The sequence below is a fragment of the Streptomyces sp. NPDC090021 genome, from assembly GCF_044748225.1.
Classification (GTDB): domain Bacteria; phylum Actinomycetota; class Actinomycetes; order Streptomycetales; family Streptomycetaceae; genus Streptomyces.
In genome coordinates this window covers 144041-167969 of record NZ_JBIVFO010000015.1, presented here as the reverse complement: position 1 = coordinate 167969, position 23929 = coordinate 144041, and the positions used below count along the sequence as shown (strand labels likewise).

7 protein-coding genes are annotated in these 23929 nt (G+C 75.0%); all 7 read left to right on the top strand.

The window, feature by feature from the left end; genetic code table 11:
• The first annotated feature begins 36 nt into the window (after positions 1-36).
• The 7 genes from ACIPXC_RS14730 (at position 37) to ACIPXC_RS14700 (ending at position 23929) form a co-directional block, all read left to right on the top strand.
• Positions 37-4773 (top strand): amino acid adenylation domain-containing protein, encoded by a 4737-nt coding sequence (locus ACIPXC_RS14730; RefSeq protein WP_401617131.1) that lies wholly within the window; start codon positions 37-39, stop codon positions 4771-4773.
• Positions 4774-5153: 380 nt separating this feature from the next.
• The gene (locus ACIPXC_RS14725; RefSeq protein WP_401617128.1) at positions 5154-6983 is read left to right on the top strand and encodes a non-ribosomal peptide synthetase; all 1830 of its coding nucleotides are present in this window, start codon (positions 5154-5156) and stop codon (positions 6981-6983) included.
• Positions 6980-7804 carry a thioesterase II family protein gene (locus tag ACIPXC_RS14720; protein ID WP_401617125.1) on the top strand — a complete coding sequence of 275 codons (825 nt, stop codon included), beginning with the start codon at positions 6980-6982 and terminating at the stop codon, positions 7802-7804. Before ACIPXC_RS14725 ends, ACIPXC_RS14720 begins: the two co-directional genes overlap by 4 nt.
• Positions 7804-9021 carry a cytochrome P450 gene (locus tag ACIPXC_RS14715; protein ID WP_401617122.1) on the top strand — a complete coding sequence of 406 codons (1218 nt, stop codon included), beginning with the start codon at positions 7804-7806 and terminating at the stop codon, positions 9019-9021. Before ACIPXC_RS14720 ends, ACIPXC_RS14715 begins: the two co-directional genes overlap by 1 nt.
• Before the next feature lie 130 nt (positions 9022-9151).
• Positions 9152-9364 (top strand): MbtH family protein, encoded by a 213-nt coding sequence (locus ACIPXC_RS14710; RefSeq protein WP_401617119.1) that lies wholly within the window; start codon positions 9152-9154, stop codon positions 9362-9364.
• Positions 9365-9372: 8 nt separating this feature from the next.
• Positions 9373-10371 (top strand): TauD/TfdA family dioxygenase, encoded by a 999-nt coding sequence (locus tag ACIPXC_RS14705; protein ID WP_401617168.1) that lies wholly within the window; start codon positions 9373-9375, stop codon positions 10369-10371.
• 34 nt (positions 10372-10405) lie between these two features.
• The gene (locus ACIPXC_RS14700) at positions 10406-23929 is read left to right on the top strand and encodes an amino acid adenylation domain-containing protein (protein WP_401617116.1); all 13524 of its coding nucleotides are present in this window, start codon (positions 10406-10408) and stop codon (positions 23927-23929) included.

Here is a 23929-nt window from a genome sequence, read left to right as displayed (position 1 = left end):
TTTCCGACCGCCCGTCCGACCGAAGGGAACGAGGCCGTGAGCCCGTCCGCCGACCAGCCCGCCGCGCCGCCGCCCCACCCGCCCAGCATCCCCGAGCCCCTGCCCGTCCCGGCACCCGCCGACGAGGCCGCCACCGCACCCGTGGGCGAGGCCGCACCCGCACCCGTTGGCGAGGCCGCACCCGCACCCGTCGGCGAGGCCGCACCCGCCGACGAGGCCGCCACCGTACTCGTCTGCGAGGCCGCAACCGCGCCCGCCAGGGAGGCTGCCGCCGGGTCCGTGGGCGAGGCCGGCCCCGGGCCCGCCGGGGAGGCCCCGGCCGGGGCCGCCGCAGCGCTGCGTACCGCCCCTGTCACCGGGCTCCAGCGCGGACTCTGGTTCCTCGACCGGTGGAACCCCGAGGCCGCCACCTACACCACCCCCTGGACGTACGACGTCACCGGCCCGCTCGACCTCGCCCTGCTCCAGCGGGCACTGGACGGCATCACCGCCCGGCACGAGGCGCTGCGCACCACCTTCGCCCTCCACGCCGACGGCCCCCGCCAGCACGTCCACCCGGCGCTCGCCGTACCCCTCGCCGTCACCGACCTCCGCGCGCTGCCCGAGGAGCAACGGGCCGCCCGGGCCGAGGAACTGATCGCCGAGCGGGCGGTCGAACCGTTCGACCTGGCCACCGGACCGCTGCTGCGGGCCGAGGCGTTCCGGCTCGCCGACGACCGCACCACGCTCCTGTTCGTGGTCCACCACATCGTCTGGGACGGCTGGTCGGCCGAGCTCTTCGACCACGAACTCGTCGAACTGTACGGCGCGTTCACCGAGCAGCGGCCCGCCGCCCTGCCGACCCTCACCACCCAGTACGCCGACTGGGCCGAGGAGGAGCAGCACACCTCCTACGAGGAGCACCTCGCCCACTGGAAGCAGGTCCTCGGCGGCGCCCCCACCCTGCTGGAGGTGCCCGGCGACCGGCCCCGGCCCGCCGAGCGCAGCCTGCGCGGCGCCACCGAGCCGTTCGGTCTCGCCCCCGGCACCGCCGCCCGGGTCCGGAAGCTCGCCGAGCAGGAGGGCGTCACCCCGTACACCGTCCAGCTCGCCGCCTTCGCCCTCCTGATGGGCCGCTGGACCGGCCGGGACGACCTGCTCGTCGGGACCCCCGTCACCATCCGCAACCGTCCCGAACTCGCCGACCTCATCGGGTACTTCGTCAACCTGCTGCCGCTGCGCGTCCGGCTCGCCCCCGACGCCACCTTCCGCGGCCTGCTCGCCGACCTGCAGGACGGCGCCTTCGACGCCTTCGGCCACCTCGACGTCCCCTTCGACCAGCTGGTCGACCTGCTCGGCGCCACCCGTACCCCGCAGCACCCGCCCCTGGTCCAGGTGGTGTTCGGCGCCCACACCGAGGACCCCGCGCCCCTGAACCTGGGCTCCGGGGTCACCGCCGGGCGCACCGTCCGCTCCAACGGCACAGCCAAGTTCGACCTCACCTGGTCCGTCTTCGAGGACACCGCCGGCGGGCACGTGCGCGGCGAAGCCGAGTACAGCACCGACCTGTTCGACACCGGCACCGTACGCCGACTCGCCGCCGACTACGCGGGCCTGCTGGACGCCGCCCTCGCCGACCCGGACGCCACCGTGCTCCGGCTCACCTCCACCGGGCAGCCGCACCGCCCCGCGCGGCTCGAACCGGGCCACTGCCTGCACCACCTCTTCGAGCGCGCCGCCGACGCCCACGGGGACCGGCCCGCCGTGAGCGACCCGGAGGGCACCCTCGACTACGCCGAACTCGACCGCCGGGCCAACCGGCTGGCCCACACCCTGCTCGCCCGCGGGGTCCGCCCCGGCGACCGCGTCGGACTGCTGCTGGAGCGCACCGCCGCCGTCCCCGCCGCGATCCTGGCCGTCCTGAAGTCGGGCGCCGCCTACGTACCGGTCGACCTGGCGGCCCCGGCCGACCGGGCGGCCCTGGTCTTCGGCGACACCGACGTCACCCTCGTCCTCACCGACCGGCCCGACCGCGCCCCGGACGGCCCGTGGCAGACCCTCGACCTCGCCGCCGACGCCGAGGAGATCGCCGCCGCCCCGGCCGTCCGGCCGCCCGCCGCCGGACGCCCCGGCGACATCGCCTACCTCATCTTCACCTCCGGCTCCACCGGCCGCCCCAAGGGCGTCGCCGTCGCCCACGAACACGTCAGCCGACTCCTCGACTCCGGCCGCGACCCCTTCGGCTTCGGCCCGGACACGGTCTGGACGCTCTTCCACAGCTACGCCTTCGACTGGACGGTGTGGGAACTCTGGGGAGCCCTGCTGCACGGCGGCCGCCTGGTCGTCGTACCGCACCTCACCAGCCGTTCACCCGACGAGTTCACCGCCCTTCTCGACGAGGAACACGTCACCCACCTCTGCCTCACGCCCTCCGCGCTGCGGCAGCTCGAACCGGCGCTGCGCCGCCGCCCGCGAGCCCTGCCCGCCCTGCGATGGATCATGCTCGGCGGCGAGGCGCTCGACCCCGCAACGGTGCGGCGCTGGCACGACCTCGACCCGCTGCCGCCCGCCCGGCTGTGCAACCTCTACGGCATCACCGAGACCACCGTGCACGTCACGACGCACGACGTCGCCGCGGACGGCGCGGGCTTCGAACGCAGCCTCGTCGGCGAACCGATGCCGCACCTCACCGCGCTCGTCCTGGACCACTGGCTGCGCCCCAGCCCGCCCGGGGTCCCCGGCGAGCTGTACATCGGCGGCGGCAGCCTCGCACACGGCTACTGGGGCCGCCCCGGCCTGACCGCCGGCCGTTTCGTGGCCGACCCGTACGGCCCGCCCGGCGCCCGGCTCTACCGGACCGGGGACCTCGCCAGGCGACTGCCCGACGGCGGGCTGGAGTACGTCGGCCGGGCGGACTTCCAGGTGAAGCTGCGCGGCTTCCGGATCGAACTCGGCGAGATCGAGAACGCCGTCGCCGCGCACCCCGAGGTGGACGCCTGCGTCGTCACCGTCCACGACGACCGGCTCGCCGCGTACGTCACCGGACCCTCCCCGGACGGGCCCGCGGACCTGCGGGCCTTCCTGGGCCGCTCGCTGCCCGAGTACATGGTCCCGGCGAGCGTCACCGTCCTGGACGCGCTGCCGCTCACCGTCAACGGCAAGGTCGACCGGGCGGCACTGCCCGACCCCGACCGGACCGTGCCCGGGGCGGCGGCCGGCCGGCACGTCGAGCCGCGCACACCGGAGGAGGAACTGTTCGCCGGTGTCTGGACGGAGGTGCTCGGGGTCGGCGGGATCGGTGTCCACGACGACTTCTTCCACCTCGGCGGGGACTCCATCCGTGCCGTCCAGCTGGCCGGCGCCCTGCACGACCGAGGCTGGCAGGTCTCCCTGCGGGACGTCTTCAACGCGCCCACCGTCGCCGAACTGCTGCCGCTGGCCCGCCCGGTGGCCGCGGACCCCGCTGCGGACCGGCCGTTCGCGCTGATCGCCGAGGAGGACCGGGCCGAGCTGCCGCCCGGGATTGTCGACGCCTACCCGATGGTCTCGATGCAACTGTCCATGGTCTTCCACATGGAGGTCGCCGGCGGCACCGACAGCTACCACAACGTCAACTCCTACCGGATCGCCGGCGACCTCGACGAGGGCGCGCTGCGCCGCTCGGTCGAGGAGGCCATGGACCGGCACGCCGTCCTGCGCACCGGCCTCGACCTCTCCGGCTACGGCGAACCGCTCCAACTGGTCCACGGAGCACTGCCCGTACCGGTCGAACTCACGGACCTGCGGGGAGCGACGGGCGAGGAGCAGGACCGCGCGGTCCGTGCGGTCTTCGAGCACCACCGCGACCGGCCCTTCGACCTCGCCGAACCGCCGCTCTTCCGGGTCACCGTCCAGCGGCTGGCCGACGACGCCTTCCAGCTCACCGTCTCCGAGCACCACGCCATCCTCGACGGCTGGAGCTTCACCTCACTGCTCACCGAGATCCTCGAACGGCACACCGCGCTCCGCGCGGATCCGGCCTCCGCGCCGGCCCCGCCGCCGCGGACCTCCTTCCGGGACTTCGTCGCCGTGGAACGCGAGGCCGCCGCGGACCCCGACTCCCTGGCGTACTGGCGCAGCCGGCTCGACGGTGCCACCGGTCAGCTCTGGCCCGGCAGCGAGGACGTCCACGAGCTGCCGCGCACGGTGGAGCGGGTGCTTCCCGACGCCCCCGGGCACCTGCGGACGGTCGCCGGCGCGCTCGCCGTACCGGTCAAGTCGGTCGCGCTCGCCGCCCACCTGTACGCCCTGGCCAGGATCACGGGGCGCCGCAAGGTCACGACCGGGCTGGCGATGAACGGCCGGCTGGAACGGCTGGGCGGGACGGAGGTGTACGGGCTGTTCCTCAACACGGTCCCGCTGGTCGCGGAGCCTGACGAGGACGACCTGGCCGCGCTCGTACGGCACGTGCACCGCGAGGAGCTGGACATGATGCCGCACCGCCGGGTGCCGTTCGCCCGGCTGGCGCGGATGATGGCCGACACCGCGCTCGACAGCCAGTTCGGCTATCTGCGGTTCCACGCCCTGGGGCGGCTGAGCGCGGCCCGGATCGAGGACGGCCGGATCGGCTGCGAGCCGACGCTCCGCCACGAGCCCAACAGCTTCGCCTTCGGCGCCTCGCTGATCCAGGACCCGGTGTCGCAGCGCGTCCTGCTCGCCGTGGACCACCAGCGGGCGGTGGTGGACGACGCCACGGCGGACCGCTTCATCGACGCCTACACCGAAGCCCTGACCCGCCTGTCGGCCCGGGCCTGACCCGCCGGTGGCGGTACGGCCGGTCCCGGAGCCGCGCGCAGGTCCCCTGCCCGGTCCGGCCGGCGGTCCGGTTTCCGCGGTCGCCCGTCGGCGAACCCCGGGGGTCGGCCCGGCCGGACGAGGTGCCGGCCCGGTCCACGCGCGGGCCCCGACCGGCCGTCGGCCGCACGGTCGGCCCCGCAGGGCCGGGGCCGTGTGCCTCCGGCCTCCACCGGGGTGGCCGGAGCCCTCGCGGCGCCGGGCCCGCGGCCATTGGCCGCACGGCTCGTACCGCGGCCGGGCCGTCCGGGGGCGCGGGCCAGGACTGCTCCGCACCACACCCGGCCGCCCGCAGGGCGGGGGACCGGGGCCGGGGGCGGGCCGTACAGCGTGATCCATCCATGTCGCAGCACCACACCAACGAGGAGTTCCGCATGACCACCTTCGCCGAGCCGGCCGTCACGACCGCCGCCGTCGACCTGCTGTCCCGTCTGGCGGCGGCCGTCGCCGCGCACCCCGGGCGCACCGCCGTGCACGCCGTGGACGGGAGTCTCGACTTCGCCGCCCTGGACCGCCGTACCGCCCAACTCGCCCGTGCCCTGCGCGCGGCCGGGGTGCGCCGCGGGGACCGGGTCGGGATCCACCTCGCCCGTACCGCCGATCTGCCGGTCGCGCTGCTCGCCGCCTGGCGGGCCGGCGCCGCGTACGTCCCGCTCGACCCCGCCTATCCGGCCGAGCGCATCGCCTTCATGGCCGCCGACGCCCGCCTCGCCGCCGTCGTCAGCGCCGACACCGAGCCGCCGGTACCGGCCGGGGTGCCGGTGCTCCGCCCCGACGCCGCGGACACCGAAGCCCCGGCGGAGCCGTTCACTGCGCACCCGCTCGACTCCGCCTACGTCATCTACACCTCCGGCTCCACCGGCCGCCCCAAGGGCGTGGAGGTCCCGCACGGCGCCGTGGCCGACCTCGCCGCCGCCCTGGAACTCAGCGGCGCCTACCGCCCGGAGCCCGGCGTCGTCGCCTGGAACGCGAGCGTCTCCTTCGACGCCTCCGTCCAGCAGTGGATCCGGATCTGCCGCGGCGACACCCTGGTGGTGATCGACGACACGCAGCGGGCCGAGCCGACCCGCCTCGTGCGGCTGCTCGCCGAGCATGCCGTCACCGACCTGGACCTGACGCCCTCGCACTGGCAACTGCTCCGCGAGCCGCTGGCCGGATCCGGAGCCCACGTCCCGCGCCTGTTCATGGGCGGTGAGCCGGTACCCGCCCGCACCTGGCTCGAACTGGCCGAAGGCGGCATCGACGCACTCAACCTGTACGGGCCCACCGAGTGCACCGTCGACGCGATCACCACCCCGATCACCGGCCCCGGCCCGCACCTGGGCGAACCGCTGCCCGGCGTCCGCGCCTACCTGCTCGACGGCCGCCTCGCCCCCGTGACCACGCCCGGCGCGGTCGGCGAGCTGTACCTGGCCGGGCCCGGCCTCGCGCACGGCTACCCGGGCCACCCGGGACAGACCGCGAGCCGGTTCACGGCGGACCCGTTCGCACCGGAGCCCGGTGCCCGGATGTACCGCACCGGCGACCGGGCGCGCCGCTCCGCCGAGGGCCTCCTGGAGTACGCCGGCCGGGTGGACCGCCAAGTCAAGCTGCGCGGCTTCCGGGTCGAGCCGGGCGAGGTCGAGCACGCGCTGGGCGCCCTCGCCGGGGTCACCGCGGCCGCGGTCACCCTGTACGAGGCGGCACCCGGAGACCACCGGCTCGCCGGCCACGTCACCGGCGCGGCCCTCCGCCCCGCGGACCTGCTGGCCGAGCTGCGCCGGACCCTGCCCGCCCACCTGGTGCCGTCCACCGTGACCGTGCTGGACGCCCTGCCGCTCACTCCCAACGGCAAGGTCGACCACAGCGCCCTGCCCACCCCGGCGCCCACCGCCGACGGGCCGGCCGCGCAAGGCGGGGTGGACGAGCAGGTCGCCGAGGTGTGGCGCACCGTGCTCGGGGTGCCCGACGTCGAACAGAGCGACGACTTCCTCTCCCTCGGCGGCCACTCCCTCGCCGCCCTGCGCGTCGTCCACCTGCTGCGACGCAAGCTCAACGTCGAGCTCCAGCTCCGCGACCTGCTGGACGCGGCCGACCTGGCCGGATTCACCGCGGCGGTCCGGCGCGCCGCCGCGGCCGGCCCGGCCGCCGCCCGTCCCACCCTCTCCGCCCGCCGCGAGGCCGTCCGATGACCACCGCCACTCCCGCCGCGCGGCCCGCCCGCCCCCGGGTCGAGGGGGACTGGCTCTTCGTGCCCGTACCCCAGTCCCACCGCCCCGTCAGGCTGTTCTGCTTCCCGCACGCAGGCGGCGACGCCACCGCCTACACGCCGCTCGCCCGCGCCCTGGCCCCGGTGGCCGAGGTCTGGGCGCTGCGCCCGCCGGCCCGGGGCGGCCGCAGCCGGCACCCGATGCCGCCCGACTTCGACACGCTGGTCTCCGCCGTCACCGAAGCGCTCGCCCCGCACCTGACCGGCGGTGACGGCGGCCGGTTCGCCTTCTACGGCCAGAGCTTCGGCGCGCTGCTCGCCTACGAGGTCGCCCGCGCGCTCCCCGCCGACCGCCGTCCCGAGCTGGTGGTCGCCGTGGGAGCGCCCAGCCCCGCCGAGTGGGCCGAGCGCGAGACCAGAAACCTGGACGCGTCCGAACTCCTCGGGCTCACCGGCCTGCAGGAGTCGGTCCAGGGCCATCCGGACCTCGTCGAACTCGCCCTCCGCGCCCTCCGCACCGACCTCGCCGTCAGTGCCACCTACCGCCACCGTCCGCACGCGCCGATCGGCTCCGCGATCCACGCGCTGGCCGGTGCGGACGACCCGATGCTCGCCACCACCGGCCTCACCGGCTGGGCCGCTCACACCCGCGGTGACTTCGGCCACCGCGTCGTCCCCGGCGGGCACCTGCTCGCCACCGTCGACCGGCCCGGCCCGGCCGACCTCCTGACCGCTCTCCTGACCCCTCTTCCGGCGGACCGCCAGGTGCCCGCCGCGCCCGACCACGCCTCCAGGGAGCAGTGATGCCGACCACCGCCACCGCCCGCACAGCGACCGCCGCCGCGGGCGGCACCGTCGACCTGACCGACCCGGACCTGTGGGCCCGCCCCGACACCCCGGCCCTCATCGCCGAGCTGCGCCGCGAGGCGCCCGTGCACCGTACCGAGACCGTCGACGACGGGCCCGTCTGGTCGGTGCTGACCTACCGGGAGTCGGCGGACGTGCTGCGCAACGCTGCGGGCTTCAGCTCGGAGTCCGGCTCGCTGCTCGGCGCGGGCGAGGGCAACGTACCGGTCGGCTCGGGCCGGATGATGGCCCTCACCGACCCGCCGCGCCACCGCGAACTACGCGCCCCCGCCAACCCGTTCTTCTCCAAGGGCGGGGTGCGCGGCGCCGCCCGGTCGATCACGGAACGGGCCGGCGAGCTCTTCGACCGGGCCGTAGAGCAGGGCGACGTGGACCTCGTCGACGTGGTCTCCGCCCTCCCGCTCGCCGTCATGTGCGACCTGCTGGACGTCCCGGAGAAGGACCGCGACATGGTGGTCCGGGTCTGCGACGTGGCCTTCCTCGGCCGCACCCCCGAGGAACGACGGGCCGGCCACCAGAAGCTGATCCCGTACCTGATGCACCAGGTGATGCTGCGCCGCTCCGACCCGCGCGACGACCTGATCTCCATGATGGCCACCTACAAGGTCGGCGGGCGGCTGCTGCCGATCGAGGACGTGGTGCTCAACCTGGACAACATCGTGGTCGGCGGTGTCCAGACCGTCCGCCACACCGCCGCCATGGGCCTGCACACCCTCGTCCGGCGCCCCGACCTGTGGCGGCGGCTCCAGCGGGGCGAGGTGTCCATGGACACCGCCGTGGACGAGCTGCTGCGCTGGACCTCCGTGGGGCTGCACACGCTGCGCACCGCCACCCGGGACATCGAGCTGGGCGGTCGCCGGATCCGGCGCGGCGACCGGGTCGCGGTCTGGGTGTGGTCCGCCGACCGGGACCCGGAGGCCTTCGAGCAGCCCGAGGAGATCCGGCTCGACCGCTCGCCCAACAAGCACCTCGCGCTGGGCCTGGGCGCCCACTACTGCATCGGCGCGCCGCTCGCCAAGGCCGAGCTGAGCGCGCTGTACACGGCCGCGCTGGAGAAGGCCGCCGTCATCGAACCGACCGGCCCCGTCACCTACAACCGCTCGATCATCAACTTCGGCCTGGACCACTTCCCCGTCCGCCTCACACCCCGTTGAGCGCAGACCCGGCAGTGCCGCAACTGCCCCTCACCTGCCGGAACTTGTGCCGCTCCGGCCCGGTCGGCGCCCCTACCTTCGAACCACACCACAGAGCACCTCTCGCACCTCCAACTCTACGGAGACCACCATGAGCAACCCGTTCGAGGACGACAACTCCGGCTACCTGGTCCTGGTCAACGACGAGAACCAGCACTCGCTCTGGCCGGTCTGGATCGACGTGCCGGCCGGCTGGACCACCGTCCACGGCGAGGCCCCCCGCCAGGAGTGCCTCGACTGGATCGAGGTCAACTGGACCGACATCCGTCCGGCGAGCCTGCTCGCCACTCTCGACCAGCGGTGAGCGCCGCCATGCCGACCTGGGAGCTGAGCCCCGGCCGCCCGGCCCTCACCCACGTGCCCGCCACCGCAGGTCTCACCGAGGCCTGCGCGTGGCTGCGCGAGAACGAGACCGCGCTGACCGCCGCCCTGAACGAGCACGGCACGATCTTCCTGCGCGGCCTGCCGGTGACGCAGGCCGCCGACGTCGCCGCCGTCCGCGACGTGCTGATCCCCGAGCCCACCCCGTACCGGGAGAAGGCCACCCCGCGCAGTGACTTCGGCGACGGGGTCTTCTCCTCCACCGACCTGCCGCCCGCCCAGTCGATCCGGATGCACAACGAGAACAGCTACACCCTCACCTTCCCCGGCCGACTGCTGTTCGCCTGCCTGACCGCCCCCGCGACGGGCGGCGCCACCCCGACCGCCGACGTCCGCAAGGTCCTCGCCGCCCTCCCCGACCACCTGGCCGCGCGGGGCCGCTCCTCCGGCTGGACCCTCGACCGCAGCTACTCGGACTACATCTCGCTCGGCTGGCGCACCGCCTTCGGCACCGAGGACCCCGCCGACGTCGAGCGGTACTGCCGCGAGAACGGCATCACCTGGGAGTGGCAGCCGGACGGCAACCTGCGGACCAGCCAGCTGCGTTCGGCCACGATCCACCATCCGCAGACCGGTGAGGAGGTCTGGTTCAACCACCTGGCCTTCTGGAACGAGTGGTCCCTCGACCCGGACATCAGGGAGGCCATGGTCGAGGAGTTCGGACCCGGAGGCCTGCCGTTCAACACCGGCTTCGGCGACGGCGAACCCCTCTCCCGGGAGGACGTGGACGCCCTCAACGCCGCCTACGACGCCGCCACCGTCCGCGAGACCTGGCAGGCCGGCGACGTGATGCTCGTCGACAACGTGCTCTGCGCCCACGGCCGCGACCCGTTCACCGGCGACCGGAAGATCGCCGTCGCGATGGGCCGCCCCGTGGACCTCCTCGACTGCCGGCCCACGGTGCGCCCGACGACCGCAGTCCCCGCCTGACCATCCATGCCGTGACATGAGCAGAGGAAGCACCGTGATCCCGGTTTCGTACGCACAACAGCGTCTCTGGCTGATCGACCAGATCGAAGGGCCGACCGCGCTCTACAACCTGCCGTTCGCGGTCCGCCTGCGCGGCACGCTCGACACCGACGCGCTGCGTGCCGCGACGGCGGACGTGGTCGCCCGGCACGAGGCCCTGCGCACGGTGTTCCCGGTGTCCGGGGGAGTCCCGGTGCAGCGGATCCTGCCGTCCGCGGAGGCGGAGGCCGCCTTCGAGACGGTCGACTGCGCACCGGGCGACTACCCCGCCCTGCGGGACCGGGCCGCCGCCCGCACCTTCGACCTGAGCAGCGAACTGCCCATCCGGGTCACGGTCTTCTCGCTCACTTCCACCCCGGCCACCCCGGCCACCCCAGCCACCCCGGCCGCCACCGAGTCGGCCCCGGCTGCCCCGGCCGTCACCGAGTCGGCCCCGGCTGTCCCGGCCGTCACCGAGTCGGCCCCCGAGCACGTGCTGCTCGTCGTGCTCCACCACATCGCCGGCGACGGCTGGTCGCTCGGCCCCCTGCTGCGCGACCTCGCCACCGCCTACGCCGCCCGCCTCACCGGCCGTGCCCCCGACTGGGAGCCGCTCCCGGTCCAGTACGCCGACTACACGCTCTGGCAGCGCGAACTGCTCGGCGACGAGAGCGACCCCGGCAGCGTACTGAGCCGCCAACTCGACTACTGGCGCGAGGCGCTGGCCGGGCTGCCCGAGGAGCTGGAGCTGCCCACGGACCGCCCCCGCCCGCCCGCCCCCACCGGCGCGGCCGACGCCGTCCCGTTCGGTTACGGACCCGCACTGCACACCGCCCTGACGGGGCTGGCCCGCCGGCACCGCACCACCCTGTTCTCCGTCCTCCAGGCCGGACTCGCCGCACTGTTCACCCGGCTCGGCGCCGGCACCGACATCCCCCTCGGCACCGGCGTCGCCGGACGCTCCGACGAGGCGCTGAACGACCTCGTCGGCTTCTTCGTCAACACCCTCGTCCTGCGCACCGACACCGCCGGAGACCCGTCCTTCGCCGAACTCCTCGGCCGTGCCCGGGAATCCCAGCTCGACGCGTTCTCCCACCAGGACGTGCCGTTCGAGCGGCTCGTCGAGGAGGTCAACCCGCCCCGCTCCCTCGGCCGCCACCCGCTCTTCCAGACCCTCCTCGTCCTCCAGAACCACGAGGAGGGCGCACTCGGCCTGCCCGGCCTGCAGACCGAGCCCGAGGAACTCGGCCTGCGCGTCGCCAAGTTCGACCTCAACATCGGCATCACCGAGCGGCACACCACCGACGGCGCCCCCGCCGGCCTCACCGGATCGGTCGAATACGCCGCCGACCTCTACGACCGAGCCACCGTCACCACCCTGTTCGAGCGCCTCGGCCGGCTGCTCGCCGCCGCAGCCGCCGACCCCGACGCGCCCATCGGCACCCTCGACATCCTCGCCCCCGAGGAGCACGACCGCCTGCGCGACGAGTGGAACGCCACCGCCGCGCCCGTCCCGACCGGCTCCCTGCCCGCGCTGTTCGAGGCGCAGGCCGCCCGCACCCCCGACGCCGTCGCACTCGCCCACGACGACGGCACCCTCTCCTACGCCGAACTCGACGCCCGGGCCAACCGGCTCGCCCACCACCTGGCCGCCTGCGGTGTCGGCCCCGAGTCGCCGGTCGCCCTGCTGATGGAACGCTCCGTCGACCTGGTCGTCGCCACCCTGGCCGTCCTCAAGGCAGGCGGGTGCTACGTCCCCCTGCACGCGAGCCTGCCCCCGGAGCGGATGGCCGCGCTCCTCGCCGACACCGCCGCCCCCGTCCTGCTCACCGACCGCGCCGACCCGGGCTTCCCGCACGGCGCCGTCGTGGTCCGCCCCGGCGACGAGAAGGACGCCCCGGCGCACGCCCCCGGCCTCCCCGTCCACCCCGACCGGCTTGCCTACGTGATGTTCACCTCGGGCTCCACCGGCACCCCCAAGGGCGTCGCCGTCCGTCACCGCGACGTCGTCGACCTCGCCGCCGACCGCCGCTGGCAGGACGGCCGGCACCGGCGGATCCTGCTCCACTCCCCGCACGCCTTCGACGCCGCCACCTACGAGCTGTGGACACCGCTGCTGTCCGGCGGCACCGTCGTCGTCGCCCCGCCCGGCAGCCTCGACGCCGCCGCCCTGCACGCCGTCGTCACCCGTCACCAGGTCACCGCCGTCTTCCTCACCAAGGCCCTCTTCGACCTCGTCGCCGAGCAGGCCCCCGACACCTTCCGCGCCCTGCGGACCGTCTGCACCGGCGGTGAGGCCGCCTCCGCCACCCTCATGCGCCGGGTCCTCGACCACTGCCCCGACCTGCTGCTCGCCCACGTCTACGGGCCGACCGAAGCCACCACCTTCGCCACCCACCACCCGCTCGCCCCCACCGACCTCACCGGACCCCGGCCGCCGATCGGCGCCCCGCTCGACAACATGCGCGCCCACGTCCTCGACGCCCGGCTCCGGCCGGTCCCGCCCGGCGTCCCCGGCGAGCTGTACGTCGCGGGCGCCGGCCTCGCCCGCGGCTACTGGCACCGGCCCGCCCTGACCGCCGAGCGGTTCGTCGCCGACCCGTACGCGCCGGGCGGACGGATGTACCGCACCGGCGACCTCGTACGCCGCCGGGCCGACGGGGCGATCGAGTTCCTCGGCCGCGTCGACGGCCAGGTCAAACTGCGCGGCTTCCGCATCGAGCTCGGCGAGATCGAGACCGTGCTCTCCCGCCACCCCGCCGTCCGCCAGGTCATCGTGACACCCCGCGAGGACCGCCCCGGCGACACCCGCCTCGTCGGCTACTGCGCGGTCCTCGGCGCCGCCCTTGAGGAGAACCCCGGACTCGACGCCGAACTCCGGCAGTTCGCCGCCGCCACCCTGCCCGCCTACATGGTGCCCTCGGCCGTCGTCGTGCTGGACGCCCTGCCCCTCAACGCCAACGGCAAGGTCGACCGGCGCGCCCTGCCCGCCCCCGAGTCGGCCGCCGACACCGACGGCCGCGCCCCGCGCGACGAACGCGAGCGCGCCCTGTGCACCCTCTTCGGCGAGATCCTCGGCATCGACGACATCACCATCGACGACGACTTCTTCGAACTCGGCGGCCACTCCCTGCTGGCGACCCGGCTCGTCGGCCGGGCCCGCACCGAACTGGGCGCCGAACTCGCCATCGGCGACCTCTTCCAGGCCCCCACCGTCGCCGCCCTCGCCGACCGGCTCGCCACCGACCCGGCCCGGCCGGTGCTGCGCCCCGAACCCCGGCCCGAGCACCTGCCCGTCTCCTTCGCCCAGCGCCGGCTGTGGTTCCTCGGCCAGGCCGAGGGCCCCGCCGCCACCTACAACGTCACCCTCGCCCTGCGCCTCACCGGCCCCCTCGACGCCCAGGCCCTCGAAGACGCCCTCGGCGACGTCGTCGCCCGCCACGAGAGCCTCCGTACGGTCTTCGGCGAGTCCGACGGCGTCCCCTACCAGCGGGTCCTGACCGCGCCCCCGGCGCCGCTGCTCACCGTCACCGACCGGCCGGTGCAGGAGCTGACCGGCCACACCTTCGACCTGGCCACCGACATCCCGCTGCACGCCTACCTGCACCCCGAGGCCCCCGACGAGCACGTGCTGCTCCTGGTGATGCACCACATCGCCAGCGACGGATGGTCCCTGCGGCCGCTCTTCCGCGACCTCGCCGACGCCTACACCGCCAGGCTCGGCGGGCAGCGGCCGACGTGGGAGCCGCTGCCGGTCCAGTACGCCGACTACACCCTCTGGCAGTACCGGCTCCTCGGCGCCGACACCGACCCGCAGTCCGCACTGTCCCGCCAGCTCGACCACTGGAGGCAGGCCCTGGCAGGCCTGCCGGACGAGCTGCCGCTCCCGCTCGACCGCCCCCGCCCCGCGGTCGCGAGCCACCGCGGCGACGTCGTCCCGCTGGAGCTGGACGCGGACCTGCACGCCCGGCTCGCCGAGCTGGCCGCCGGGCACGGAGCCACCCTCTTCATGGTCCTCCAGGCCGCCTACGCCACCCTGCTGCACCGCTTCGGCGCCGGTGAGGACCTGCCGATCGGCACCCCGCTGGCCGGCCGCCTCGACCCGGCACTCGACGACCTGGTCGGCTTCTTCGCCAACACCCTCGTCCTGCGCACCGACCTCACCGGCCGGCCCACCTTCGCCGACCTGCTCGCCCGGGTGCGCGAGAGCGGCCTGGCCGCCTACGCCCACCAGGACGTGCCCTTCGAGCGGCTGGTCGAGGAGCTCAACCCGGCCCGTAGCCTGGCCCGCCACCCGCTCTTCCAGGTGATGATCGCCTTCGACAACACGGCAGGCGCAGGGCCCGCGTTTCCCGGCACCCGCACCACCCACGAGCCGCTCGGCCTGCCCACCACCGCCTTCGACCTCACCCTCAACCTCTCCGAGCGCCACCACCCCGACGGCACCCCGGGCGGCATCGAGGGCGGCCTGGAGTTCGCCACCGACCTGTTCGACCGGGCCACCGCCGAGCGCCTCGCCGAGGCCCTGCCGCGGCTGCTCGCCCAGGCCGCCGAGGACCCGCACCGCCCGGTCGCCGAACTGGACATCCTGGGCGAGGCCGGCCGGACCGCGCTGGCCGGCTGGCACGACACCGCCCGGCCGGGCGCGGCGGACCTCCTCGTGCCGGTGGCTTTCGCCGACCGGGTGGTGGCCACCCCGGACCTGACGGCGCTCGTCTTCGGGGAGACCCGGTTGACGTATGCCGAGCTGGACGGCCGTGCGAACCGCCTGGCCCATGGCCTGATCGGCTGCGGTATCGGTCCTGAGGATGTGGTCGCGCTGGCGCTGCCGCGCTCCGCCGAGTCCCTGGTCGCCGTACTCGCGGTGCTCAAGGCCGGTGCGGCCTTCCTCCCGCTGGACGCCGAGTATCCGCTGGAGCGTACCGCGCACATGCTGGCCGACGCCCGCCCGGCGGCCGTCCTGACCCACGTCGGATGGCCGCTGCCCGAGGTCCTGGAGGGTCTCGACGGCGCAGCCGTCCTGGACACCGGGGAACACCACTGGGCCGACCGGCCCGCCGAGGCCCCGCCGGTCCGGGTCACCCCGTCCCACGCCGCCTACGTGATCTACACCTCCGGCTCCACCGGCCGCCCCAAGGGCGTCGTCGTCCGCCACGGCGGCCTCGCCAACCTGCTCGCCTTCCACCGCGACGAGACCATCGCCGCCGCCCGACGGGCCCACCCGGGGCGCAGGTTCCGCTTCGCCCAGGCCGCCTCGCTGTCCTTCGACACCGCCCTTGAGGCGCTGCTGTGGATGGTCGCCGGCCACGAACTCCACCTGCTCGACGACGACCTGCGCCGTGACGCCGCCGCCATCGTCCGCCATGCCGAGCGCACCGGCACCGACGTCCTCGACGTCACCCCCGGGCAGGCCGAACGGCTGGTCGAGGAGGGCCTGCTCGACCGCTGCCCGCCGGCCCTCCTCATGGTCGGCGGCGAAGCCCTCGGCCGGACCCTCTCGGCCACCCTCACCGCCGCCGCCGGCACCGTCGTGCTCAACATGTACGGCCCCACCGAGTGCACCGTGGACGCGCTGTACCACCGGCTGGCCGGCGACCCGCGCCCGCTCATCGGCCGGCCGCTGCCGGGCCTGCGCGCGCACGTCCTGGACGCGGGCCTGCGGCCCGTGCCGCCAGGTGTCCCCGGCGAGCTGTACCTGAGCGGCGCCGGCCTGGCCCGCGGCTACCTGGGCCGCCCCGCGCTCACCGCGGAACGGTTCGTCGCCGACCCGTTCGCGGCGGGGGAGCGGATGTACCGCACCGGCGACCTGGTCCGCCGCCGCCCCGACGGCCGGGTCGAGTACCTGGGCCGCACCGACCACCAGGTCAAGATCCGCGGCTTCCGCATCGAACCCGGTGAGATCGAGACCGTACTGGCCGCCCACCCCGAGGTCCGCCAGGCGGCGGTCCTGCCGTACCAGGACGGTACGACCGGCGCCCGCCTGGTCGCCTACGTCGTGGCGCGCACCCCGCTGGACCCGGCCGCGCTGCGCGCCCACGCGGCCGCCGCCCTGCCCGACCACATGGTCCCGGCGGCCTTCACCACGCTCGACGCGCTGCCGCTCAACGCCAACGGCAAGCTCGACCGGTCCGCGCTGCCCGCGCCCGACTTCGCGGCGGCCGCCGGTGGCCGGACCGCCCGCACGGCACGCGAGGAGATCCTCTGCGGCCTGTTCGGCGACGTCCTCGGCGTGCGGGGACCGGTCTCGGCCGACGACGACTTCTTCGCCCTCGGCGGGCACTCCCTCCTCGCCACCAGGCTGCTCAGCCGCGTCCGCGCGGTCCTCGGCGCCGAACTCGGCATCCGCGACGTCTTCGAGGCGCCCACCGTCGCCGGCCTGGCCCGGCGCCTCGACGGCGCCATCACACGCCTCGCGCTGACCGCGGGCGAACGCCCCGAACGCCTACCGCTCTCCTCCGCCCAGCAACGGCTCTGGCTGATCGACCGGATGGAAGGGCCGAGCGCGCTGTACAACATGCCCCTCGCGCTGCGCCTCACCGGCCCGCTCGACCCGGCCGCGCTCGAACTCGCCCTCGGTGACCTCGTCGCCCGGCACGAGATCCTGCGCACCCTGATCGCCGAACACGACGGCGAACCCCACCAGATCGTCCTCCCCCCGGCCGGCGCCGCCCTCCCGGTCGAACGGCTCGACTGCGCCCCGGAGTCGGTGGAGCCGGAGGTGGACCGGGCCGCCCGCCGCCCCTTCGACCTGGCTGCCGAACCGCCCGTACGCGTCACGCTCCTGCGGGCCGGCGCCGAGGAACACGTCCTGGTCCTCGCCCTCCACCACATCGTCGGCGACGGCTGGTCGATGGGCCCGCTGCTGCGGGACCTGGCGCAGGCCTACGCCGCCCGCCGGGACGGCCGCGTCCCGGACCTGCGGCCGCTGCCCGTGCAGTACGCGGACTACGCGCTGTGGCAGCGGGCACTGCTCGGCGACGAGAGCGACCCCGACAGCCTCGTCTCCCGCCAGCTCGACTACTGGCGCGACACCCTCGACGGGCTCCCCGAGGAGCTCACCCTCCCCGTCGACCGGCCGCGCGGAGCCCGCGCCGACCACCGGGGCGACCGGGTCGCCCTGCCCATCGACGCCGAACTGCACCGGGCGCTGGCCGGGCTGGCCCGCGAGCACCGCGTCACCATGTTCATGACCCTCCAGGCCGCTCTGGCGGCGTTGCTGACCCGGCTCGGGGCCGGTACCGACGTACCGATCGGCTCGGTCGTCGCCGGCCGCTCGGACGAGGCGCTCGACGACCTGGTCGGCTTCTTCGTCAACACCCTCGTGCTGCGCACCGACACCTCCGGCGACCCCACCTTCGCCGAACTCCTGGGCCGCGTACGGGAGACCGGACTCGGCGCCTACGCCCACCAGGACGTGCCCTTCGAGCGCCTCGTGGAGGAACTCAACCCGGTCCGGTCACTCGCCCGCCACCCGCTTTTCCAGGTGGCGATGGTCCTGCAGTCCAACGCCGGAGGCGGGCCGGAGCTGTTCGGTCTGCGCGTCGAGGCGCTGCCGGCGGACACCGGGGTCGCCAAGTTCGACCTCAACGTGACGCTGGAGGAGTTCTTCGGACCGGACGGCGAGCCCGCCGGTCTGGACTGCGCGATCGACTACGCCACCGACCTGTTCGACCGGGAGACCGTCGAATCCCTCGCCGCCCGCTTCGGCCGTCTGCTGACCGAGATGACCGCGCGGCCGGACGCGCGCATCGGCCGCGCCGACCTGCTGGCCGAGGGCGAACGCGCCGCACTCCTCGGCGGCCACCGGCCCCTGCCGGCCGAACTGCCCCTCGTGCCGGTGGCTTTCGCCGCTCAGGTGGTGGCCACCCCGGACCTGACGGCGCTCGTCTTCGGGGAGACCCGGTTGACGTACGCGGAGCTGGACGGCCGTGCGAACCGCCTGGCCCATGGCCTGATCGGCTGCGGTATCGGCCCGGAGGACGTGGTCGCGCTGGCGCTGCCGCGCTCTGCCGAGTCCCTGGTCGCCGTACTCGCGGTGCTCAAGGCCGGTGCGGCCTTCCTCCCGCTGGACGCCGAGTATCCGCTGGAGCGTACCGCGCACATGCTGGCCGACGCCCGCCCGGCGGCCGTTCTGACCCACGCCGGATGGCCGCTGCCCGAGGTCCTGGAGGGTCTCGACGGCGCGGCCGTCCTGGACACCGGTGAACACCACTGGGCCGACCGGCCCGCCGAGGCCCCGCCGGTCCGGGTCACCCCGTCCCACGCCGCCTACGTGATCTACACCTCCGGCTCCACCGGCCGCCCCAAGGGCGTCGTGGTGAGCCACGGTTCGATCGCCGGCCTGCTGGCCGCCCACCGGGCGGAGACCTTCGCCGGGCCCGAGCGCACGCACGGCCGGCTGCGCGCCGCACTGACCGCCTCGCTCTGCTTCGACGCCTCCTGGAACGGCCTGCTGTGGATGGTCGCCGGCCACGAACTCCACCTGATCGGCGCGGACCTGCGCCGCGACCCCGCCGCACTGGTCCGCCACATCCGTGCACACGGCCTCGACGCACTGCAGTTCACCCCCACCTACGCCGAACAGCTGGTCGCCGAAGGCCTGCTGGACGCGCCCGCCCCGCGCGTGGTGCTGCTCGGCGGCGAACCGATCGGGCAGGCCCTGTGGACCCGCCTGCGCGAGGCCCCGGACACCACCGGCCACAACCTCTACGGGCCCACCGAGTGCACCGTCGACACCCTGCTCCAGTCCTACGCCGACGCCGAGCGCCCCACCATGGGACACACCGTGCTCGGCACCCGCGCCCACGTCCTCGACGAGCACCTGAACCCCGTCCCCGCCGGCGTTCCCGGTGAGCTGTACCTGGCCGGGGACAGCCTGGCCCGCGGCTACCTGGGCCGGCCCGCGCTGACCGCGGAACGGTTCGTCGCCGACCCGTTCGCGGCGGGGGAGCGGATGTACCGCACCGGCGACCTGGTCCGCCGCACCCGCGACGGGCGGATCGACTACCTGGGCCGCACCGACCACCAGGTCAAGATCCGCGGCTTCCGCATCGAACCCGGCGAGATCGAGCAGGAGCTGACCCGGCACCCCGCCGTCCACCAGGCCGTGGTCACCCCGCACCAGAGCGCCGACGGCGACCGCCGTCTCGTCGCCCACTGCGCGGTCACCGCCCCCGGCCCCGAACTCGCCATCGAACTGCGCAGGTTCGTGGCCATGACGCTGCCGGCCCACATGGTCCCGGCGGCCGTCGTCACCCTCGACGCGCTGCCGCTGACCGGCAGCGGCAAGGTCGACCGGCGCGCCCTCCCGGCGCCGGACTTCCAGCTGTTCACCGGTGGCCGGACCGCCCGCACGGCGCGCGAGGAACTGCTCTGCGGCCTGTTCGGCGACGTCCTCGGCGTGCGGGGACCGGTCTCGGTCGACGACGACTTCTTCGCCCTCGGCGGGCACTCCCTCCTCGCCATGCAACTGGTCAGCCGGGTCCGCACGGTGTTCGCGGCCGAGATCGGCGTCCGGGACGTCTTCGAGGCGCCGACCGTCGCCGGCCTCGCACAGCGGCTCGACGGCGCCACCGCCTGCCTCGCACTGACGGCCGGGGAGCGCCCGGCGGACCCGCCGCTCTCCTTCGCCCAGCAGCGCCTCTGGCTGATCGACCGGATGGAAGGCCCCAGCGCCCTCTACAACATGCCCCTCGCGCTGCGCCTCACCGGCCCGCTCGACCCGGCCGCCCTCGAACTCGCCCTCGGCGACCTGGCCGCCCGGCACGAGACCCTGCGCACCCTGATCACCGAGCGGGACGGCGAGCCCCACCAGCGGATCGTCCCGCCCGACACGGCCCGGATCCCCTTCGACCGCCACCTCGCCCCGCCCGCCGACCCCGCGGCCACCCTCGCCGCATGCGCCGCGACCCCCTTCGATCTCGCCACCGAACTCCCCCTGCGAGCCCACCTGTTCCCGCTCGCCGACGACGAGCACCTCCTCGTCCTCGTCCTGCACCACATCGCGGGCGACGGCTGGTCGATGGGCCCGCTGTTGCGGGACCTGGCGCAGGCCTACGCCGCCCGCCGGGACGGCTGCGTCCCGGACCTGCGGCCGCTGCCCGTGCAGTACGCGGACTACGCGCTGTGGCAGCGGGCACTGCTCGGTGACGAGAGCGACCCCGACAGCCTCGTCTCCCGCCAGCTCGACTACTGGCGCGAAGCGCTGGCGGGGCTCCCCGAGGAGCTGTCGCTCCCCGTCGACCGTCCCCGGCGGCCGGACAGCGGCCACCACGGCGACCGCGTCGTCCTCCCGCTCGGAGACGAACTGCACCGGGCGCTGGCCGGGCTGGCCCGCGAGCACCGCGTCACCATGTTCATGACCCTCCAGGCCGCTCTGGCGGCGTTGCTGACCCGGCTCGGGGCCGGTACCGACGTACCGATCGGCTCGGTCGTCGCCGGCCGCTCGGACGAGGCGCTCGACGACCTGGTCGGCTTCTTCGTCAACACCCTCGTGCTGCGCACCGACACCTCCGGCGACCCCACCTTCGCCGAACTCCTCGGTCGCGTACGGGAGACCCAGCTCGACGCCCACGCCCACCAGGACGTGCCCTTCGAGCGCCTCGTGGAGGAACTCAACCCGGTCCGCTCACTCGCCCGCCACCCGCTCTTCCAGGTCATGCTGCTGCTCCAGGGCGGCGGACCGGCCGCAGGCGTCGGCGACGCACCGTTCGGCCCGGCCGGACCGAGGGCCGCCGTCGAACCGGTCGGCGGCTGCGTGGCCAAGTTCGACCTCTCCATCGCCATGGGAGAGTCCTTCGACGCCGATGGCGTACCCGCCGGGCTGGAATGCGCCATCGACTTCGCGACCGACCTGTTCGACCGGGAGACCGTCGCAGCCCTGGCCGTCCGCTTCGGCCGGCTGCTCACGGCGGTCGCCGCCCACCCCGACCGGCCCATCGGGCGGGCCGACCTGCTCTCCGCCGACGAACACGCGGAGCTCCTCGGCGCAGGCGAGGGACTGCCGTCCTCCGTACCCCTGCTGCCCGCCGCCTTCGAGGCCCGGGCGGCCCGGACCCCGGACGCGACGGCGCTGGTCGCCGGGGACACCCGGCTGAGCTGGGCCGAGTTGAACGGCCGTGCCAATGAACTCGCCCACCGTCTGACGGCCGCGGGCGCCGGACCGGAGACGGTGGTCGCCCTGGCCCTGCCGCGCTCCGCGGAGAGCGTGATCGCCCTGCTCGCCGTACTCAAGTGCGGCGCGGCCTCGCTTCCGCTGGACGCCTCGTACCCGGCCGACCGGACCGCGGCCCTGCTCGCCGACGCCGCCCCCGCGCTGGCCGTGACCGGCGACGGCTGGCCGCTGCCCGAACTCCTGGCCGGGCTGCCCGTCCTGACGGCGGCTCCGGCGGGCGGCGGCGACCGCTCCGCCGCGGACAACCCGCCGCCCCGTGCGACCGCCTCCGACGCCGCGTACGTGATCTACACCTCCGGCTCCACCGGCCGCCCCAAGGGCGTCGTGGTGAGCCACGGATCGATCGCCGCGCTGCTCGCCTCGCACCGCTCCGCGACCGGCCCGATCGGCGCCACCGAACGCGAACACGGCACCGTCCGCGTCGCACTCACCGCCTCCCTCTGCTTCGACGCCTCCTGGGACGGCCTGCTCTGGCTGGTCGCGGGCCACGAACTGCACCTGATCGGCGACGAGGTCCGCCGCGACGCCGCCGCCCTCGTCCGGCACATCCGTGCGGAGTCCCTCGACGTCATCGAGGTCACCCCCTCCTACGCCGAACGACTCCTCGACGAAGGCCTGCTGGACGCACCCGCCCCGCGCGTGGTGCTGCTCGGCGGCGAGGCGGTCGGTCCGTCCCTGTGGACCCGTCTGCGCGAGGCCCCGCACACCACCGCCCACAACCTCTACGGCCCCACCGAGTCCACCGTCGACGCGCTCACCCAGCCGTTCACGGCCACCGACCGCCCCACCCTCGGCCGCAGCGTCCTCGGCACCCGCGCCCATGTCCTCGACGAGCACCTGCACCCTGTCCCGCCCGGAGTGCCCGGCGAGCTGTACCTGGCCGGCAGCGGCCTCGCCCGCGGTTACCTCGGCCGCCCGTCGCTCACCGCCGAACGGTTCGTCGCCGACCCGTACGCACCCGGCGAGCGGATGTACCGCACCGGCGACCTCGTACGCCGTACCCGCGCCGGAGACCTCGAATACCTCGGCCGCACCGACCACCAGGTCAAGATCCGCGGCTTCCGCATCGAACCCGGCGAGATCGAGCACGTGCTCACCGGGCACCCCCGGGTCCTCGCCGCCACCGTCACCGTCCACGACGACGGCACCACTGGCCCCCGGCTCGTCGCCCACGTCGTACCGGCCGGCCCGTTCGACCACGCCGAACTGCGGGCCTTCGCCGCCGAGTCGCTGCCCGGCCACATGGTCCCGGCCGCCTTCGTCCCGCTCGACGCGCTCCCGCTGACCGCGAGCGGCAAGGTCGACCGGCGCGCCCTGCCCGCCCCCGAGCTCCCCGCCCCGGCCACGGGACGGGCGCCCGGCACACCGTACGAGGTCCTGCTCTGCGGCCTCTTCGCCGAGGTCCTGGGCCTGCCCGGCCCGGTCTCCGTCGACGACGGGTTCTTCGACCTCGGCGGCCACTCCCTCCTCGCGATGAAACTGCTCGGCCGGATCCGCACCGTGCTCGGCGTGGACCTCGGCATGCGGGCGCTCTTCGAGGCCCCCACCGCGGCCGCCCTGGGCCGGCGCCTCAACCGCCACCCGGACCAGACGACCCCTGCGACCCCGACCGCCCCGGCCGCCGACGGCGCCCTCGACGTGCTGCTCCCGCTGCGCGCGGCCGGCACCGCCGCCCCGCTGTTCTGCGTCCACCCCGCCGCGGGCATCAGCTGGGTCTACTCCGGTCTGCTGCGACACCTCGACCCGGACCGCCCGGTCCACGGCCTCCAGGCACGGGGCCTGCGCGGCGGCTCCCCGTCCTCCGTCACCGAGATCGCCGAGGACTACGTACGGCAGATCCGCGCCGTCCGCCCCGAGGGGCCGTACCACCTGCTCGGCTGGTCCTTCGGCGCGGTCGTCGCCCAGGCCATGGCCGTCGCCCTCCAGGCCGCGGGCCAGGAAGTCGGCCTGCTCGCCCTGCTCGACGGCCTCCCCTCCGACCCCGCCCGGTACGCCGCCGCACCCTCCGACGACCCGGCCGACACCCTTGCCGCGCTGCTCGCCTCCCTCGGTCACGACCCGGCCGACGGCCACGACCCGGCCGGCCTCACCGCACTCCTCGGCGAGGCCGCCGCCGTCCTGCCCGACGTCTTCGAACAGAACACCAAGCTGATGGCCGAGCACGTACCGGGCCGTTACCGGGGCGACGCCCTCTTCTTCGGCGCCACCCTCGACAAGCCCGCCGACTGGCCCTACGGGGAGGCCTGGCGGCCGTACGTCGACGGACGCATCGAGCAGCACCGCATCACCTGCACGCACGGCGCCATGACGCAGCCGGAGCCCGTCGCGCGGATCGCCGCGGTGCTCGCCGAGAAGCTTGGAGAGTGA

Excerpts from the sequence above, each read along its gene's own strand:
- ACIPXC_RS14725 (WP_401617128.1), top strand. The coding sequence starts at position 5,154 with ATGTCGCAGCACCACACCAACGAGGAGTTCCGCATGACCACCTTCGCC.
- ACIPXC_RS14720 (WP_401617125.1), top strand. The coding sequence starts at position 6,980 with ATGACCACCGCCACTCCCGCCGCGCGGCCCGCCCGCCCCCGGGTCGAG.
- ACIPXC_RS14715 (WP_401617122.1), top strand. The coding sequence starts at position 7,804 with ATGCCGACCACCGCCACCGCCCGCACAGCGACCGCCGCCGCGGGCGGC.
- ACIPXC_RS14710 (WP_401617119.1), top strand. The coding sequence starts at position 9,152 with ATGAGCAACCCGTTCGAGGACGACAACTCCGGCTACCTGGTCCTGGTC.
- ACIPXC_RS14705 (WP_401617168.1), top strand. The coding sequence starts at position 9,373 with ATGCCGACCTGGGAGCTGAGCCCCGGCCGCCCGGCCCTCACCCACGTG.